The sequence below is a fragment of the Rahnella sp. RcJ3 genome (assembly GCF_009498575.1).
Classification (GTDB): Bacteria; Pseudomonadota; Gammaproteobacteria; order Enterobacterales; family Enterobacteriaceae; genus Rahnella; species Rahnella aceris.
Window position 1 is genome coordinate 238,117 of the sequence record NZ_QSNX01000004.1, and the last position, 16,968, is coordinate 255,084.

Annotated in this window: 14 protein-coding genes; 6 read left to right on the plus strand and 8 right to left on the minus strand. The window is 51.9% G+C overall.

What is annotated here, in order from left to right; all coding sequences use genetic code 11:
- Positions 1–246: 246 nt before the first annotated feature.
- From DXU84_RS07560 to DXU84_RS07580, 5 genes are all read left to right on the plus strand, one after another.
- Complete coding sequence (locus DXU84_RS07560) at positions 247–1,128, plus strand: metal ABC transporter substrate-binding protein (protein ID WP_370447456.1); 882 nt, start codon at positions 247–249, stop codon at positions 1,126–1,128.
- Positions 1,125–1,904 (plus strand): ATP-binding cassette domain-containing protein, encoded by a 780-nt coding sequence (locus DXU84_RS07565; protein WP_037032910.1) that lies wholly within the window; start codon positions 1,125–1,127, stop codon positions 1,902–1,904. The genes DXU84_RS07560 and DXU84_RS07565 overlap by 4 nt, the downstream gene beginning before the upstream one ends.
- On the plus strand, positions 1,901–2,755 hold the full coding sequence (locus DXU84_RS07570) for a metal ABC transporter permease (protein WP_013578202.1): 855 nt from the start codon (positions 1,901–1,903) through the stop codon (positions 2,753–2,755). Before DXU84_RS07565 ends, DXU84_RS07570 begins: the two co-directional genes overlap by 4 nt.
- Positions 2,752–3,606, plus strand: a complete 855-nt coding sequence (locus DXU84_RS07575; RefSeq protein ID WP_014416695.1) for a metal ABC transporter permease — start codon at positions 2,752–2,754, stop codon at positions 3,604–3,606. Before DXU84_RS07570 ends, DXU84_RS07575 begins: the two co-directional genes overlap by 4 nt.
- A 139-nt stretch (positions 3,607–3,745) precedes the next feature.
- The gene (locus DXU84_RS07580) at positions 3,746–3,925 is read left to right on the plus strand and encodes a hypothetical protein (RefSeq protein WP_013578204.1); all 180 of its coding nucleotides are present in this window, start codon (positions 3,746–3,748) and stop codon (positions 3,923–3,925) included.
- Between the two features lie 166 nt (positions 3,926–4,091).
- Here DXU84_RS07580 and mtr read toward each other — a convergent pair whose 3' ends face one another.
- The 7 genes from mtr to DXU84_RS07615 all read right to left on the minus strand — a co-directional run bounded on the left by mtr (position 4,092) and on the right by DXU84_RS07615 (position 12,899).
- Positions 4,092–5,336, minus strand: coding sequence for a tryptophan permease (mtr, locus tag DXU84_RS07585; RefSeq protein WP_153375292.1), 1,245 nt, complete (start codon positions 5,334–5,336; stop codon positions 4,092–4,094).
- A 943-nt stretch (positions 5,337–6,279) separates the two neighbouring features.
- The gene (locus tag DXU84_RS07590; RefSeq protein WP_014416696.1) at positions 6,280–7,014 is read right to left on the minus strand and encodes a pirin family protein; all 735 of its coding nucleotides are present in this window, start codon (positions 7,012–7,014) and stop codon (positions 6,280–6,282) included.
- Between the two features lie 70 nt (positions 7,015–7,084).
- The gene (locus DXU84_RS07595; protein WP_014416697.1) at positions 7,085–8,818 is read right to left on the minus strand and encodes an ABC-F family ATP-binding cassette domain-containing protein; all 1,734 of its coding nucleotides are present in this window, start codon (positions 8,816–8,818) and stop codon (positions 7,085–7,087) included.
- 351 nt (positions 8,819–9,169) lie between these two features.
- Positions 9,170–10,408, minus strand: coding sequence for an MFS transporter (locus tag DXU84_RS07600; protein ID WP_013578276.1), 1,239 nt, complete (start codon positions 10,406–10,408; stop codon positions 9,170–9,172).
- A gap of 138 nt (positions 10,409–10,546) precedes the next feature.
- Positions 10,547–11,470, minus strand: coding sequence for an alpha/beta fold hydrolase (locus DXU84_RS07605; protein ID WP_013578277.1), 924 nt, complete (start codon positions 11,468–11,470; stop codon positions 10,547–10,549).
- A gap of 60 nt (positions 11,471–11,530) precedes the next feature.
- Positions 11,531–12,133 carry a TetR/AcrR family transcriptional regulator gene (locus DXU84_RS07610; protein ID WP_223509562.1) on the minus strand — a complete coding sequence of 201 codons (603 nt, stop codon included), beginning with the start codon at positions 12,131–12,133 and terminating at the stop codon, positions 11,531–11,533.
- Positions 12,134–12,221: 88 nt separating this feature from the next.
- Complete coding sequence (locus DXU84_RS07615; protein ID WP_013578279.1) at positions 12,222–12,899, minus strand: SDR family oxidoreductase; 678 nt, start codon at positions 12,897–12,899, stop codon at positions 12,222–12,224.
- Between the two features lie 1,555 nt (positions 12,900–14,454).
- On the opposite strand from DXU84_RS07615, the gene DXU84_RS07620 reads away from it, so the two are divergent.
- On the plus strand, positions 14,455–15,228 hold the full coding sequence (locus tag DXU84_RS07620) for a DUF3750 domain-containing protein (RefSeq protein ID WP_013578282.1): 774 nt from the start codon (positions 14,455–14,457) through the stop codon (positions 15,226–15,228).
- A 46-nt stretch (positions 15,229–15,274) separates the two neighbouring features.
- Here DXU84_RS07620 and DXU84_RS07625 read toward each other — a convergent pair whose 3' ends face one another.
- Complete coding sequence (locus DXU84_RS07625; RefSeq protein WP_153375294.1) at positions 15,275–16,960, minus strand: NAD-dependent malic enzyme; 1,686 nt, start codon at positions 16,958–16,960, stop codon at positions 15,275–15,277.
- Positions 16,961–16,968 lie beyond the last annotated feature (8 nt).

Genomic DNA, 16,968 nt, shown 5'->3' on the forward strand with positions numbered 1-16,968 from the left:
ACGCCTGCCTCTTTCTTGCTCAACGGTTTTTACCGTTGCCGCGTACACCACGGCAACTCACGCATTGTAAACCAAGTACACACATCTACCAATTTCTGAAAACTTTGCCTTGGCTATGGAGTATAGCCTGTGCTATACCTGAATAATAAACCGCCGGTTAATGCGCAGAGTGACAGGAGAGATTTGATGGAAAAAGGACAAAGCATTTTAAAATTATTCAGCTATTCGCCGTTTCGTTTGCGACTGATGCTGGTCGGGATGATCGTGGCGCTGATCACCGGAAACGCGCAGGCGGCCGAAAAAGACAAAAAGAAGTTTAAAGTCGTCACCACTTTCACAGTGATCCAGGATATCGCGCAGAACGTTGCCGGTGATGCGGCGACGGTAGAATCCATCACCAAACCCGGCGCAGAAATTCATGATTACCAGCCGACGCCGCGTGACATCGTGAAAACCCAGTCGGCGGATCTCATTTTGTGGAACGGTTTTAACCTTGAACGCTGGTTTGGTCGTTTTTTTGCCAACATCAGGAATGTGCCTTCTGCGACAGTGACGGACGGCATCGCGCCTCTGCCTATTCAGGAAGGACCGTATGTCGGCAATCCAAACCCTCATGCCTGGATGTCCGCGAAAAATGCGCTGGTTTACGTCGAAAATATCCGCGCCGCGCTGGTGAAATATGACCCTGAAAACGCCGCCGTTTATGACCGCAATGCTAAAAATTATGCCGAAAAAATCAGCCTGCTCGATGCGCCGTTGCGTGAGCGTCTGGCGAAAATCCCGGAAGGACAGCGCTGGCTGGTGACCAGCGAAGGCGCGTTCAGTTATCTGGCGAAAGATTATGGATTGAAAGAAGCCTACCTGTGGCCGATCAATGCTGAAGAACAGGGTACGCCGCAGCAGGTGAAAAAAATCATCGATCTGGTGCGTCAGCAAAATATCCCGGTGGTATTCAGCGAAAGCACAATCTCGGACAAACCGGCGAAGCAGGTCAGTAAAGAGACGGGCGCGAAATATGGCGGCGTGTTGTATGTCGATTCACTGTCTGCCGCTGACGGGCCGGTGCCGACTTACATTGATTTGCTGAAAGTCACGGTGAGTACCATCGCAGAAGGGTTCGGACAATGAGTGACACCAGGCTGCATCTCAAGGTTGATGATATTTCGGTGACCTACAACAACGGGCATACCGCGATTGAGAATGCCTCGTTCACGCTGCACGGCGGCTCGATTTGCGCACTGCTGGGCGTGAACGGCAGCGGTAAATCCACGCTGTTTAAAACCATTATGGGGATTATCCGTCCGACGCACGGGCGGGTGACACTTGATGGTCTCAATGTCGCCAAAGCACTGAAACAAAATCTGATCGCGTATGTGCCGCAGTCGGAAGAGGTGGACTGGAATTTCCCGGTGCTGGTGCGGGATGTGGTGATGATGGGGCGCTATGGCAAAATGTCGTTTCTGCGCATTCCCTCACAGGAAGATAAAAAACAAGTTGCTTCCGCGCTGGCGCGTGTTGGGCTGACGGAGCTGGCCCACCGCCAGATTGGAGAGCTTTCCGGCGGTCAGAAAAAACGCGTTTTCCTGGCGCGTGCGCTGGCACAACAAGGGCGGGTGATGTTGCTTGATGAGCCGTTTACCGGCGTGGATATCAAAACTGAAAACGCCATTATCGAATTGCTGCGACAACTGCGCGAGGAAGGACATCTGATTCTGGTGTCGACGCACAACATCGCCAGCGTGCCCGATTTTTGTGATCGCGTGGTGCTGATTAACCGCACGGTGATGGCTTCCGGTCCGCTGGAAACCACCTTTACCCATCAGAATCTTGAAAATACCTTTGGCGGTGCGCTGCGTAATATCGGCTATCTGGTGCCACAAGAACCGGTGAGGCGGGCGGTATGACCGAACTGTTGCTGGAGCCGTTTCAGTACAACTATATGGTGAAAGCCATCTGGGTGAGTGCGGGGGTCGGTGCAGTGTGTGCCTTTTTATCGGCGTATCTGATGCTCAAAGGCTGGTCACTGATGGGCGATGCGTTGTCGCATTCGGTAGTGCCCGGTGTCGCGGGCGCTTACGCGCTGGGCTTTCCCTACGCGATCGGCGCATTCGGGACCGGTATTCTGGCCGCACTTTGCATGACACTGTTGCGTCACTTCACCAAACTGCGGGAAGACGCGATTATCGGTTTTGTGTTCTCCACGTTCTTTGCCCTTGGCCTGTTACTGGTGTCGCTTAACCCGACATCCGTTAACGTGCAGTCGATTCTGTTCGGCAATATTTTAGGGATTGATGACGCCGATATTTTACAGGTACAAATTATTGTCGGCGTTTCGCTGCTGGTGCTGTGTCTTATCTGGCGTGACCTGCTGGCGGTATTTTTCGACGAAGCGCATGCGGTTTCGGTCGGCCTTTCGCCGCTGTGGCTGAAAGTGATTTTCTTCACTATTTTCAGCGCGTGCAGCGTAGCGGCGTTACAAACTGTCGGCGCAATTTTAGTGATCGCAATGGTCATCACACCCGGCGCAACGGCCTATCTGCTGTCAGACCGTTTTTCACACCTGCTCATTATTTCTGTGATCATCGGTGCAGTGACCAGTGCAGCGGGGGCATGGCTGAGTTATTTCCTCGATGGTGCAACCGGCGGGGTGATTGTTTGTCTGCAAACCACCGTCTTCCTGCTGGCGTTCTTGTTCGCGCCGAAACATGGCTGGCTGGTGAATCATTTCCGCATTAAAAACCGGAGCCGCGCATGATGTCCTGGTTTGATGTGCTGATGGAGCCGCTGAGCTTCGATTTTATGCAACGTGCTCTGCTGACCGCTGCGGCCACCAGTATCGTCTGCGCAATGTTTTCCTGTTTTCTGGTACTCAAAGGCTGGTCGCTGATGGGGGACGCCATTTCTCATGCGGTCCTTCCGGGCGTAGTGCTGGCCTATCTGGCAGGAATTCCGCTGGTGATTGGCGCGTTCGGTTCCGGCCTGTTTTGCGCGGTCGCGACGGGTTTCATCAAAGAACATTGCCGGGTGAAAGAAGATTCGGTAATGGGGATCGTCTTCTCCGGTATGTTTGCCGGTGGTCTGGTGCTGTTCTCGCGGGTGAATACCGAGCAGCATCTCAGCCACATTTTGTTTGGCAACGTGCTGGGTGTGACCGACAGTGAAATGTTGCAAACCCTGATTATCGCCGCTGTCGTGACGCTGGCGATTATCCTCAAATTTAAAGACCTGATGCTGTTTTGTTTTGATCCTGTACAGGCGAAAGTCATCGGGCTGCCGGTACGTTTTTATCACTATGCGTTGTTGTGTATGCTGGCACTGACCATTGTCGCAGCGTTACAGGCTGTCGGTGTGGTGCTGGTGGTGGCGATGCTGATTACGCCGGGCATTACGGCGTTTCTGCTGTGTAAGACGTTGACGAAGATGCTGGTGGTTTCCGTGACAACGTCACTTTTTGCGGCCATCTCAGGCACTTTTATCAGCTTCTATATTGATGCTGCGACCGGGCCGACAATCGTTCTGGTGCAGGCGGCCATTTTCCTGCTGGCGCTGACGGCGAATTTACTGCGCAAATCGATTAAGCCGCGTCAGGCCGCACCGAATACTTAGTACCGGCGCGTCAGGACGCCGTATTCCCTTTTTGAGCGATTCTGATGACGCCGCTGGCTACCTGCCGCATAAAAGCCTACCATCGATCAGCAACACACGGGTTTATTGAAGTTCAATGAAGTAAGAGTTAAGGATTGTTATGAGCGAAGTTGCAAGTTCCATCAGTGTTGGCGATAGCTTTACTGTCAAGAACGGCTCAACCCATGAAGTCACTGGCTTTGTGAAGAAAGGCGAAAGAATTTACCCGACGATCAAAACTGATCACGGCGATTCGAACTTCACCTTCATCAAAGAAATTGTTTCAGTGAATAAAGCGTAACGTTAACGACCTTCTCTATGATCGCGGCCTGTTTGTATTAAGCAAAGAGCAGGCTGCGTGATGTGATTGCCTTCAGAAATCCTTCCTGCCTCACCTCTGTCTTTGCTATACCCTATGTCTTTTGATGCACCAGCCCTGTCCGACGGACAAAACGGGTGGAAATCATTTAACGATATACCGGCAGTAAATTTATGCTCGACAGAATGTGCACTACCGCATTCAGTACGCCAAACAACAGCACCAGCACAATCATTTTATTGCCGCCCCATACACGGTAGAGCGGGCTGCCGAAGCGCTGGCGTGATGCCCGTGCCATAAGTGCCGGAACAATCACCGCCCAGACCGTGGCGGCGAGACCGGCAAAACCAATCGCGTAAATAAAACCATCCGGGTAGATCACACCGCCAATGATCGGCGGCACAAAGGTGATCAGTGCGGTTTTAAATCGACCGGTACGGCTGTCGTCGAATTTGAAAAGGTCAGCCAGATAGTCGAATAATCCGAGCGTCACGCCCAGGAATGAACAGGCCACGGCGAAGTTGGAGAAAATGGTCAGCAGCAAATCCAGCCCCGCACTGTTGAGGATCTGACTCAGCGATTGCACCAGCACATCAATATTGCCACCACGTTCGGCGATGCCAATAAACGCCGTGCGTGGAATGTTACCCATCGTGCCCAGCATCCAGATGACATACAGCCCGAACGCCATAAGGGTACCCAGCAACAGGCATCTTTTGATGATCTGCGGGTTCTTGCCGTAATATTTCATCAGGCTCGGTACGTTACCGTGATAGCCAAACGAGGCGAGACAAAACGGCAGCGTCGCCAGCACATACGGTGTGTAACTCGGGTTCAACTCCACGCTGTTAAGCAAATTTACCGGTTTGATGTGCCACAGTAAGCTGCCAAATGTCAGGAAGAAGGCGATGATTTTGGCACCCAGCACAATTGCGGTCATGCGACTCACGGCGCGGGTGCTGAGCCAGACAATAAACGCAACTGCCAGTGCGGTCAGCAGGCCGCCGAGGCGGGGAGAAAAGCTCACTGCCATTTCGCGCAGCGTATGTTGAATAACCGAACCGCTGGCAGAAATATAAGCATAAGTCAGGATATACAGCACGAACGCGATGGTCATGCCATTCAGCCGGTTCCAGTTTTTCCCCAGCAAATCGCCGGTGACGGTATTAAAACTCGACCCTACAGGATAGTTAAGATTCGCTTCGAGGATCATCAGGCCGGAGTGCAGCATACAGAACCAGGTAAAAATCAATGCGGCAACTGACCAGAAAAACCAGGCTCCGGACATCACCACCGGCAAAGAAAACATCCCTGCACCGATGATAGTTCCACCGATAATCATTGCGCCACCCAATACAGAATGCTGCGGAGCGGTCACGGAAAGCGTCGCCATAGTGCGGATCCTCGCGTGGCTTTTATCACGATTCGTTAAGTGAATTGCTGTAAAAGATTTGATATGAAAATTGTCCGGAAATCGCGCGTTTATGCTGCGGTCAGGGCCATGAGCGCAGCAATATAGTGGATTTGAACACTGATGTACACTGTTGAACTAGCTTGCTGGTACAAAAGTAGTTGTTATCACGTTCAGCGGGGCGGGGAGGCAGGAGATGTGCACGCAGGATTATTTTTATTCGACTTTTTGGTTACTTGCCTTATCAATATCTTTGGTATAGGTCACAGATTTCATTATGTTTTCTAATATGGCATAGATTAAAAAACCTGTTCGTAAATACAGGGTTGACACACGATTTATAACGAGTAGATTAGAACTCAGCACCAGAGAGAAATGGGATGAAAATTTTATTTCGCGGTGCATTTAGCAGGTTGATAAACTTGCAAGTAATGAGATGCGATAAAGGCCACGAAGTATTTTAGTTTGGGTGATTCAACACCGGATTGTCATTTAAAATCCGTGAGATGATGCTTTAAGGCCATGCAGTAAAGCTGTAAAATCGCATGATGTGGAAGAAAACGCGATGATGTAACGCCTTGTTAGTCAGAGTAATGTTCGCGATTTGGGTACGTTAAGTCTGAAATCGAGAATATCGCGACGAGAGTAAGGTCACGCATCAAAGAGTATATATCGCGAGGGTGATGTACTCATTTATCCCGACTGAAAACCGGTATAAGTGAAATTAACAGGATACCGATGTTATTCCACAAAATTATAGGAGGATAGCGTTACCTGGCTTCAAAATATATCCTGTGAAAATATGTGCATCTTTAGAAGTTGTAATATGTAATTAAGTTGATGAATGTTAAATATTAATTTGGTAGTACCTTAAAAGCCCCGGTTTAACAACTGGGGCTTTTATATTTTAACTGCCAGATTTTAATTACTTTCCGCTAATCGCCCCTTCCAGAATGGCTTCCGCACCCAGACAAACGAGGAAACACACCAGGGTGGTTTCTTTTTTTGCCGAGGCGGCAGGCAATGCACTTTCCTCATCACTGATCGCATCACCTTTTGACAGGCTGACGTCCGCAATGCTGATTTCGCCATCCATGACATACAACCACTGTGCAAATCCCGGATGTGCCGGAATTTCCGTGGTGGTATTTTCATCCATGCGGATGTCATAAACATATACTGCCTGACGAATTTCCAATGGGGATTCAATCCCTTCCGGCGCGGCCAGCAGCGTCCATTCGTTTTGCTTTACGCCGTCCGGACGTTCCATGAACTGCACACGACTCTCGAGGTTTGCTTTGCGCGGACGAATGAAAATCTGCAACATTTCGGCGGGCACCAGCGGCGTGGATTCTTCATGCCAGAAGCTTTCTCCGGCATTCATCATCATCAGCTTTTTCGGTGAGAGCGATATCCGATGACCGGCAGAATCTTCGTGCACCATCGAACCGCGCCACATATAGCTGAAGATTTCATCGTTGTTATGCTCATGCATTTTCACCAGCGTACCCAGTTCCAGGTTGGCATGATCGATAACACTGAGCGGTCCGAATGCATCATCGCTATTTTCGGGCAGAATTTTCCCGGGGCGCATGCGGCGGATACGGAACGGGCCGTATTCGAAGGTGGTTTTAGGCTCAGCACGTAAAACGTTAAACATAATTTCTCCGGCAGGAACAGCAATGCGTTGTGTAAGTAAAAATCAATATACTGTTTCTTAACATATGTCTTTAAAGCAGATCCAGCAACGCATTCAGTTCATCAATCTTTTGTTGCCACTGGCGTTGCAGTTCCGGTTTCTGATGCTTTGGTTTGCGCGCCAGGTCGTCTTCCAGCTTGTTTTCCAGCGCCATCAGTGTCGCCAGCAAGCGTTCCTCTTCAGTTTCCTGAATCACCACGCTTTCCAGCCTCACGTCCGACACCGGCGCGTCGGCAGGAGGAACCGCGCCTGCCAGAATCGCATACACCGGCGTGGGGGAATGCCATTCTTCCAGACGCTGCTGGTCTATCAGCCAGAAACGGTTGCAGCTTTGCTCGATCAGCGTCCTGTCATGGGAAACCATCAGCACTGCGCCGCTGAAGGTTTTCAGCGTTTCCGCCAGCTCCTCTTTACCTTCCAGATCCAGATGGTTGGTCGGCTCATCAAGTAACAAAAGGGAATAGTTCGCCAGCGTCAGGCCGATAAACAGCAGCCGTGAACGTTCGCCACCGCTGAGCGTGCTCACTTTTTGCTGATGACGGATATACGGAAATCCCGCGCCAATCAGCGCCATTTTTCGCTGTTCTTCGGTCAGCGGCGCGAAATGCGCCAGGGCATCAGAAAGCGAATCGTTATCCTGCAATTGATGTTGGTTCTGATCGTAATAACCCATTCGCACGCGCGGGTGGAAAATCACGCCTTTGACCGTCGTTTCCGGGCAGATAAACGCCTGCCACAAACTGTGCAGAAGGGATGATTTACCGCAACCGTTACGCCCGACCAGCGCGATACGATCGCCGCTCTTCACCCGCATTTCATCAAGGGTGAACAGCACCGGGGCATCAGGCGCCGGTCGCACCTGTAAATCAGCCAGCGCCAGCACGCGATCCGCCGCCAGCGCTTCGCCGTTCAGGCGAAGTTTCCACTGATTGCCTGCGGTGACGTCAGTTTGATCTTCCTTCATGCGCACCACGTGTTTTTCCATTTGCTTGGCCTTGCGCGCCAGTCCCTCATTGTCGTAAACGCTGCCCCAGACGGCCAGCCGTTTGGCGCTCAGTGTCACGCGGTCAATTTCCTTTTGCTCCGCTTTACGACGCAGTGCGTCGGCAATGTCTTTTTCTTCCAGCGCCTGACGTGCCTGGGTACAAGGCAGGCGGATAAATTGCAGCGTTTTATCGCGCAGGATCCAGGTTGAGTTGGTTACGCTGTCCAGCAGACTGCGGTCATGGGAAACCAGCACAAAGCTGCCCGCCCAGTTTTTCAGAAACTGCTCCAGCCACAGTAATGTCGGCAGATCCAGATGATTGCTTGGCTCATCGAGCAGCAGTAAATCCGGCTGGTGGATCAGCGCCCGCGCCAGCAGCAGACGGGTATGCTGGCCGCCACTGAGCGTACCCGCCGTCAGTTCCCAGGCATTTTCATCAAAACCCAGGTCCGAAAGCAGCACCTGCGCCTGCCAGGGTTCGGGCTGATGAAGGCTGCCGGGCAGATGACCGAGCACCGATTCCAGCAGGGTACAATCATTGAGTTCTGCGGGAAGATGCTGTTCAACGCGCGCCATCAGGCATTGATTCGCCAGTGTCACGGTGCCGGAGGAGGCCGCCAGTTCACCGCTGAGGATTTTCAGCAAGGTGCTTTTGCCGCAGCCGTTATGGCCGATGAGACCAATGCGGTCGCCTTTTTTCAGGCCGAAGGAAATCTCAGCCAGTAACGGGCCGAAGGCGTTATCGAAAGATAAAGATTGTGCGGATAATAAAGTCGTCATGAATGCTTACTCAGGTTTTCAGGCACAAAGATGCCTGTCGTCAGAAAAGCCGACGATAACCGGTAAGCCGGAGGGAAGTTCTCAGGTTGTCAGTTAGCTTCGCTCAAGCAGGTTATCGCGGCACGGTGCCGGAAATGCCTGAGCAGTGACGATCGCTAAGGACGAGTGAAATTAAAAAAACTTCACGGGTCAGCATGGCAATCCTCCTTATATAACGTTGGTGAATGAATGAGCTGATTATATTGGGGATTATTGAATTATTCCAGTCAGAGCAACTCGTTAAAACGCATAACGCCATCCCAGCCGTCCACTCATGAGAGGGACGGCGCTGATTTGCGTGTCGTGATGCGATTAAGCTTCAACGACTTCATTTTCCAGCTTCTGCCTTTTTCGCAGGCCGGGGAACCAGGTCATCCACAATCCGACCACGATCAGCGTGCCGACACCGCCGATGGCTGCGGCGGGAACTGCGCCAACCCAGGCGGCCAGCAGACCGGATTCAAATTCACCGAGCTGATTCGAGGTGTTTATGAAGATGGAGTTCACGGCGCTGACACGACCGCGCATGTCATCCGGTGTATCAAGCTGTACCAGCGCACCGCGGATCACCATGCTGATCATATCGAAACCGCCGAGAGCAAACAGCGCCAGCATCGATAACCAGAGCGAAGTGGAAAACGCGAAAACCAGTGTGGCGGCACCGAAACCGGCGACGGCGGCGAACATGATTTTTCCGACATTACGGTTGAGTGCGCGGTGGCTCAGCCAGAACCCGACGATCAGACCGCCGACCGCCGGTGCGCCACGTAGCAAGCCTAATCCCCACGGACCGGTATGCAGAATGTCGTGAGCGAAAATGGGTAACAGGGCGGTTGCGCCACCGAGTAAAACCGCGAACAAGTCGAGCGAAATCACGCCCAGCACGTCCGGGCGGGCGCGGATAAAACCAATGCCTGCGAACAGCGTTTTGAAGGTTGCCGGTACACGATGCGGCTGTGCCTGTTCATAGCGTAAACGGCTGACCATTACGATAGATAACAGATACAGACAGGCGCACACGGCGTATGCCACACCCGCGCCCGCGACATACAGAAAGCCACCCAGCGCCGGGCCAACCATCGACGCGGCCTGTCCGGAAACGCTGGTGGCGGCCATTGCGCGGGCCAGCAAATTCGGTGGCACCAGCGCGGGCAACATCGACTGTAATGAAGGGGCTTCCATCGCTTTGGCAGTCGAAATCACGAAAATCAGTCCGAGCACGACCACTTCATTGACGTGATGTGTCAGCGTCAGATAAGCCAGCGAGCCAATCGCCACCCATTCGGCGATTTGCCCGAGCAGCACCACGCGGCGGCGGTCAAACTGATCGGCAACGTGGCCTGCCACCAGCGCAAGCGCGACGGAAGGTAAAAACTGCACCAACCCGATCAGCCCGAGATCAAACGCCCGGCCGGTGATCGAATAAATCTGCCAGCTCACCACGATGGAAAGCATCTGGAAACCAAAGCTGGACGCTGCACGGGCGATCCAGAAAGCGACAAACGAGCGGTGCCGTAACAGTGAGTCTGAATTACCGGAAGCAGCAGACATGACAAATCCCTGAAAAATGAAAGATGCCGTGTCTGTGGTTTTTGAAAACTCGTTAGCCCGGCAATTATTGTGAATACAAATTATTAACAAACAATCCGAGTTCTATGTTTATCATAAAAAGTTCAGCAAATCTTCATCTCACATTGTGAAGAAACTATGCAGGTGACGGGCTAAGACTTCCGGTTGTTCCTCCGGAATGAAATGGCCGCTGTGAGGGATGATGATGCCGGTGACATTTTCAGCGAAAGCGCGCAGGGGAACGGCCATGTCCGGGATCGAACCCTGATCGGCGCTGACCGCCAGTACAGGCATTTTTAATTTTCCGGCACGATTAAGTGTGCGGTTCTGTTCCGCAGATTCAGTAACCGAACGATAATACGCCAGCCCGGCGCGCAGGCCGCCGCTTTTGAGGAACACCCGCAGATACTCGCTGATATCGTCATCTGTGAAGGCATCCGGCGCAGCGGTTTTCCGGCGCAAAAACCAGTCGAGATAGACACGTTCGTTACCGGCGATCAGCGCTTCAGGCAAATCAGGCAATGTGTGGAAGGCAAAATGCCAGGTTTTCCACGATTTGTCCGGTGTGACCGGCAGCACGTCCGGCAAGGTGATTCCGGGGATCCCCGCATCCAGCAGCGCCAGGTGTTGTACTTCCTCGCCATACATCGCCGCGCAGGGATAAGCGACCCACGCGCCGACGTCATGCGCTGCCAGCGAGTAACGCTTATGCCCGAGAAGCTGCATTAACCCGTGGATTTTCTGCGCCAGACTTTGTGTGTCGTAACCGGTCTGCGGGCGGTCCGAATCACCCTGACCGGGCAGGTCTGGTGCCACCAGCCAGAAATCCTGTGCCAGCGCGTTCATCACATTACGCCATGCGTACCAGGTTTGCGGAAAACCCGCCAGCAACAGCAAGACTTTGCCTTGCGGATTACCGCCGCTGACGTAATGCATCCTCACGCCTTCGACCGTGGCGTAGCGATGGGTAAAACCGCAAAGGGTGGGGTCAGCCACTGCAAAGGGTTCGGCAGTAACAACAACAGAAGGGGTCATCTCGTTCATAGCCAATCTCCGTTATAGTCATATTTAGGAAATAATCATTTCCTAAATGAGAAAAAATTTTTAATCGAGAATTTTAAGCGCCAGTTCCAGCGTGGTTTCGCTGGCGTGATTGTTTTCGACTTTACCGGCGACACGCATGCCCAAAACAATCCATAACATCAGGGATGACGCGGCCTGCGCATCGATATCCGGGGTGACAGAACCGTCTTGCTGGCCCTGTTCAATGAGGGAGGTCAGGAACAATTTATTGCGCATAATAGCCTGACGCACCAGTGCGGCGAGTTCCTCATCCAGCGTGAGTAATTCGACGGTGCTGCCGACGACCAGACACCCGCGGCGGCCTTCAATTTCATGAGAAGAACGCAGATAAAAGCGCAGCACTTCGGCAATGCGTTCGCGGCCGGTGGAGATGCGTTCAATTTGCTGGCGTAACTGGGTATTTCGCCGTGAGGTGTAACGTTCAAATACGTTGAGAAACAGGGTCCTTTTATCGCTGAAGGCTTTGTAAATACTGCCTGCAGTAAGGTTCATGGCCTGACTCAGATCGCTGATGGACGCCGCATGAAAGCCTTTTTCGCGAAATACCGTCATGGCGTTATCCAGTGCAAGTTCAGTATCGAATTCACGCGGACGACCGCGATCCTTCGGTGAAGGGAATGCCATAAAAAATGCCACCATTAGGAAACGTTTATTTCCTAATGCTGGCATTAACACAAAAACTGATCAAGCCCTTTGTCAGCTCACTTCATATTTACCAGCGCAGTTCACGGCCTGAATATTCAACAAAGTGATGGCCACCTTTGCCGCGCCAGGCTTCGAACTGATCAACAATGCCGGTGGCGCTTTCGGCCACGGTCAGCGTGGCATTTTCACCGCCCATATCGGTCTGTACCCAGCCCGGATGCACGGAAAGCAGCGTCAGTTCTTGTTTTTCAATCTGTGCCTGCAACCCGCGGGTCAGCATATTCAGCGCAGCTTTACTGGCGGAATAAAGCGGATAAGTTGCCACGTCATTCTCATTGAGACTCGACAGCTCAGAGGTCATCAGCGCCAGCACACCGGTACGGTGGTTCAGGAAAGGCAGTAATTCACTGGCGCAACGCACAGGGGAAATGGCGTTAGTCAAAAATAGCTGAATAATTTCTTCGTCGCTGGCCTGATCAATATCCTGATGATCCGGACCAAATACGCCTGCATTCACAAAAATCAGATCAAAATGGCTTTCGGACAGCGCGTCTTTCACCGCTTCCCGCGCTTCGGATTTATTGATGTCCAGTTTTACCCATTCAACAGCCGCCGGTGTTTTGGCCGGAACGGCATCACGTGTTGTGGCGGTGACCTGCCAGCCGCGTTTTGCGAGTACATCCACCACACCCAAACCGATACCGCGTGATGCGCCGATGATCAATGCTTTCTTAGAGTCAGTCATATTCATCCTTTTATAATCAAAGCGTTAACGTCAATTTGTTGTTTTCATTTAATGCGCGAAATCTCTTCAGTGTTACGGGCAGTATGAGTCAGCAAGGCGGCTGCAACAATGGGCTGGAGTCTGATTTTGGCCGCCGGACTGATAGATAACCGGGACGCGCCGTCGGAGCGCCTGATGATGGACGGGGACTTTATGGACTGCTGAAAGGCGGCTTCAATCACCTGTGAGCCCAGTGACTATGGCGCGATTGTGGTTGAAGGCGTGGTAACGTTCATTGTTAACGATGCTGGCAACCAGGTGTTTGATGACACACTGTGCATCATAAAAAGATGCCCGCGACAGGCGGGCAATAAACATCAGTTTTGAAATTTGATCGGGTAGAACCAAATAAGCATAGCGGAGTAATAATTATCCAATCAAAAGGATAACAGCCCATAAATAGCTGTGTTCGCTGCATGAGGTCAGTATTGGGACGCAAAAAAGCCCTCGCGAACGAAGGCCAGTGAATCATCACTAAATATTTAGTTTTGGAACGAGAGCGATGCTCCCGAAAACATACTAGTCTCTTCCGGGAATTTGGCTTAATGAAATGGGTTTAGTAATTAAAGAAAATTCACTGCCGTTTTGAGCAATTCAGATGAGAATGGGATGAAATTCATGTCCTGCGCAAACTTTATCCAATTATTTCAGTTATTATGTTAAATCTGATGTTCAGGTTTACTGTTTACTGGAGTAACTATGCAAGGTAAAAATTCGGCTTTTGGAGAAGGGTGCAGGATGGTAGGCGAATGCTGCTTAATGTTTGCTCAGGCGGGTGAAGACTTTAGCGCGGGACGCATAGTCTTATGCCTTAAGCGCGCGCAGGACGAGGCTATAGACACAAATGGCAGACCCAACATTGCTTTACAGCTCGCGATACGACGGCTTCAGGGCTGGTAACGTTAAACATAAAATAACCGCCTGGTGACGGTGCTTTTTCAAATTCTCAAACGAGATACAGCCCTTCTTAACTGAATTGCAGGTGCATCTGAAGTAATAGAGACCTGTCTGTAAAAAACGCCTCACATTTATTGATGTTCTTTCAGCCGCCAGGCATTGCAGCTCCGCTAACAAAGAACCACACCATAAAACCAACAGCACCTGCCAGTACAATGATTGGCGGTATGAATTTCATTTTCATCTTATCGTTACTCTAATTAGTCAAATTTCCCGACATGGGCGCGCTTCATACCTTAATAAACTCAACCTCGAGGCTGATTGAAATCGCCCATAAGGAAGAGTGCCGTACCATCCTGTACCCGGGAAAAAAGATAATGATAGTTTGGGTGCCAGGAGTGGCATTGCACTTTACAGATCAGGCTGACATCAGTCATCCGCATTTTTCCATATATTTTGCAACATCGCATGATTCACGTTTCTATCCCCTGGCATTCCCCCAATCCCAATCGGCTATTTGCAGCAAATTTTGTGATTTACAACAGACTTTCACGTTGCCAGCCTCTCGGTGAATGAGTACCGTTGTTCTTTTGAACGGACCGGCAAAGGTGAATAAAGCATGATCGCCATAAAATGGGTAAGTCTCGGGTTTGTTCTGGTTTTACTGCTGTCTTTCGGATACAGCTACGCGAAAGCGACACAAACACGGACAGAACCTGCAGGCCAGAGCTGGTCAACGGCACGACGGACTTCAGCCGGTATTGCGCCGGATCCTGCCAGACTGAAAAGTATCGCTATTATCCAGATTTATGCTGCACCGACTTATGGCTGGCGCGGGCTGGTGGCGGTGCATCCGTGGATAATTTACAAACGTGAAGGGGAAACAGAGTTCACCCGTTATGACGTGATCAGCTGGGGCAGCACCAACGTAGTACGCCGCGATTATGCTATTCCAGATGGCTATTGGTTTGGCTCGCAGCCCCGTATACTGGTTGATCACCGCGGCGCGCAGGCGCAGATTATGATCCCCAAAATAGAAGCAGCGATCAAAAGTTACCCGTATCCGCATACCTATCACGCGTGGCCGGGGCCAAACAGCAATACGTTTATCGCCCACATCGGCCGTGAAGTGCCGGATCTGCAGCTTGATCTTCCTTCCAATGCGATCGGCAAAGATTACCGCGGCATTACCAATCCGATCGGTTTACCGCCATCCGGGCGCGGCGTGCAGGTTTCTTTGCTGGGACTGCTGGGTGTGACGCTGGGCGTGGAAGAGGGCATTGAAGTCAATGTGCTGGGGCTGAACCTGGGCATTGATGTGAAGAATCCGGCGTTGCGTTTGCCGTTTGTCGGGCGGGTAGGCTTTGATAATCCGGGGAAAGCGGAGCTTTAACGATGTCAGTGCGCAACAGGCCGGTACGAGGTACCGGCCATACACATCAGAACGACGAATGTTTATAAGACCGGTATTCCGGTTTCCAGAATTCGCTGGTGAGACGACTCTGTAACTCATCTTCTGAAACTTCCGGTGCCACGCCTTCCCGTTGCGCGACGCGCGCCACTTCGGCGGCAATGATTTTAGACACATGCTGAATATCGGCAATAGCCGGTAATAATGACCCTTTTCCGGTGGTCGCCAGCGGAGAAAGGCTGGCCAGCGCCTGACTGGCAGCCAGCAACATGCTATCGGTCACGCGGCGCGCTCCCGACGCCAGAATGCCTAACCCCAGCCCGGGGAAAATATACGCGTTGTTACATTGCGGGATCGGGTACGTGTGATCCTGATAATGTACCGGTGCGAACGGGCTGCCTGTCGCCATCAGCGCGGCACCTTCGGTCCAGGCGATCACGTCCTGAGGACGGGCTTCTGCACGGGAAGTCGGGTTCGAGAGTGGCATGATGATCGGATGATGGCAGTTGTGATGCATCTCACGGATGATCTCTTCGGTAAACAGCCCCGGTTGCCCGGAAACGCCAATCAGAATGGTTGGTTTGGAATGATGCACCACGTCCTGCAACGAGATATTCTGGTTGTCCACATTCCAGTGGCTGATTTTGTTTTTACTTGTCACCAGTTTACGCTGGAAATCGAGCAAATTCGGCATGTCATCTGTCAGCAGGCCAAACCGATCCACCATAAAGACCTGACTGCGCGCTTCGTCTTCGGAAGCACCTTCTGCCACCATTTGCGCGATGATTTTCTCCGCGATACCGCAACCGGCAGAACCTGCGCCGAGGAAGGTGACCCGCTGGTCGCGTAGCCGGGTGCCTGCGGCATGACTGGCGGCAATCAGACAGCCCAGCGTGACCGCCGCGGTGCCCTGAATATCATCATTGAAACAGCACAACTCCTCGCGGTAGCGCTCCAGAAGTGGCATAGCATTGGTTTGCGCGAAGTCTTCGAACTGAAGCAGGACATCCGGCCAGCGGGTTTTTACCGCCTGAATGAACATATCCATGAATTCATTGTATTCGCCGTCGGTAATGCGCGGGTGGCGCCAGCCCATGTACAGCTTATCGTCGAGGCGCTGGGCGTTATTCGTTCCGACATCAAGCATGATCGGCAGCGTGTTGGCCGGGTTGATCCCACCGCAGGCGGTATAAAGCGAAAGCTTGCCGATAGGAATGCCCATGCCGCCAATCCCCTGATCACCGAGTCCCAGAATGCGTTCGCCGTCGGTGACAACGATCACCCGGATGTCATTTTTGGAGAAGTTTTGCAGCATTTCATCGATATGCTCGCGATCAGGATAAGAGATGAACAGGCCACGGGCACGGCGGTATATATCGGAGAAGTGTTCACAGGCCTCGCCGACCGTCGGGGTGTAGATAATCGGCAGCATTTCTTCCAGATGTGAATTCACCAGGTTGTAGAAAAGGGTTTCGTTGGTGTCCTGAATATTGCGCAGGTAGACATGCTTGGAGATATCACGTTTGAAATCAGAGAATTGAGAATAAGCGCGGTCAGTCTGTTCGTTGATAGTTTCAACCTGATTGGGCAGCAGTCCGTTAAGATTGAGCGCCAGACGTTCATCGCGGCTGAAGGCCGAGCCTTTATTGAGCAGCGGGTTTTCGAGTAATAATGAACCTGTGTAGTGGGTGTAGAGCGGGCGTTTTTTTAACATCATTAAGC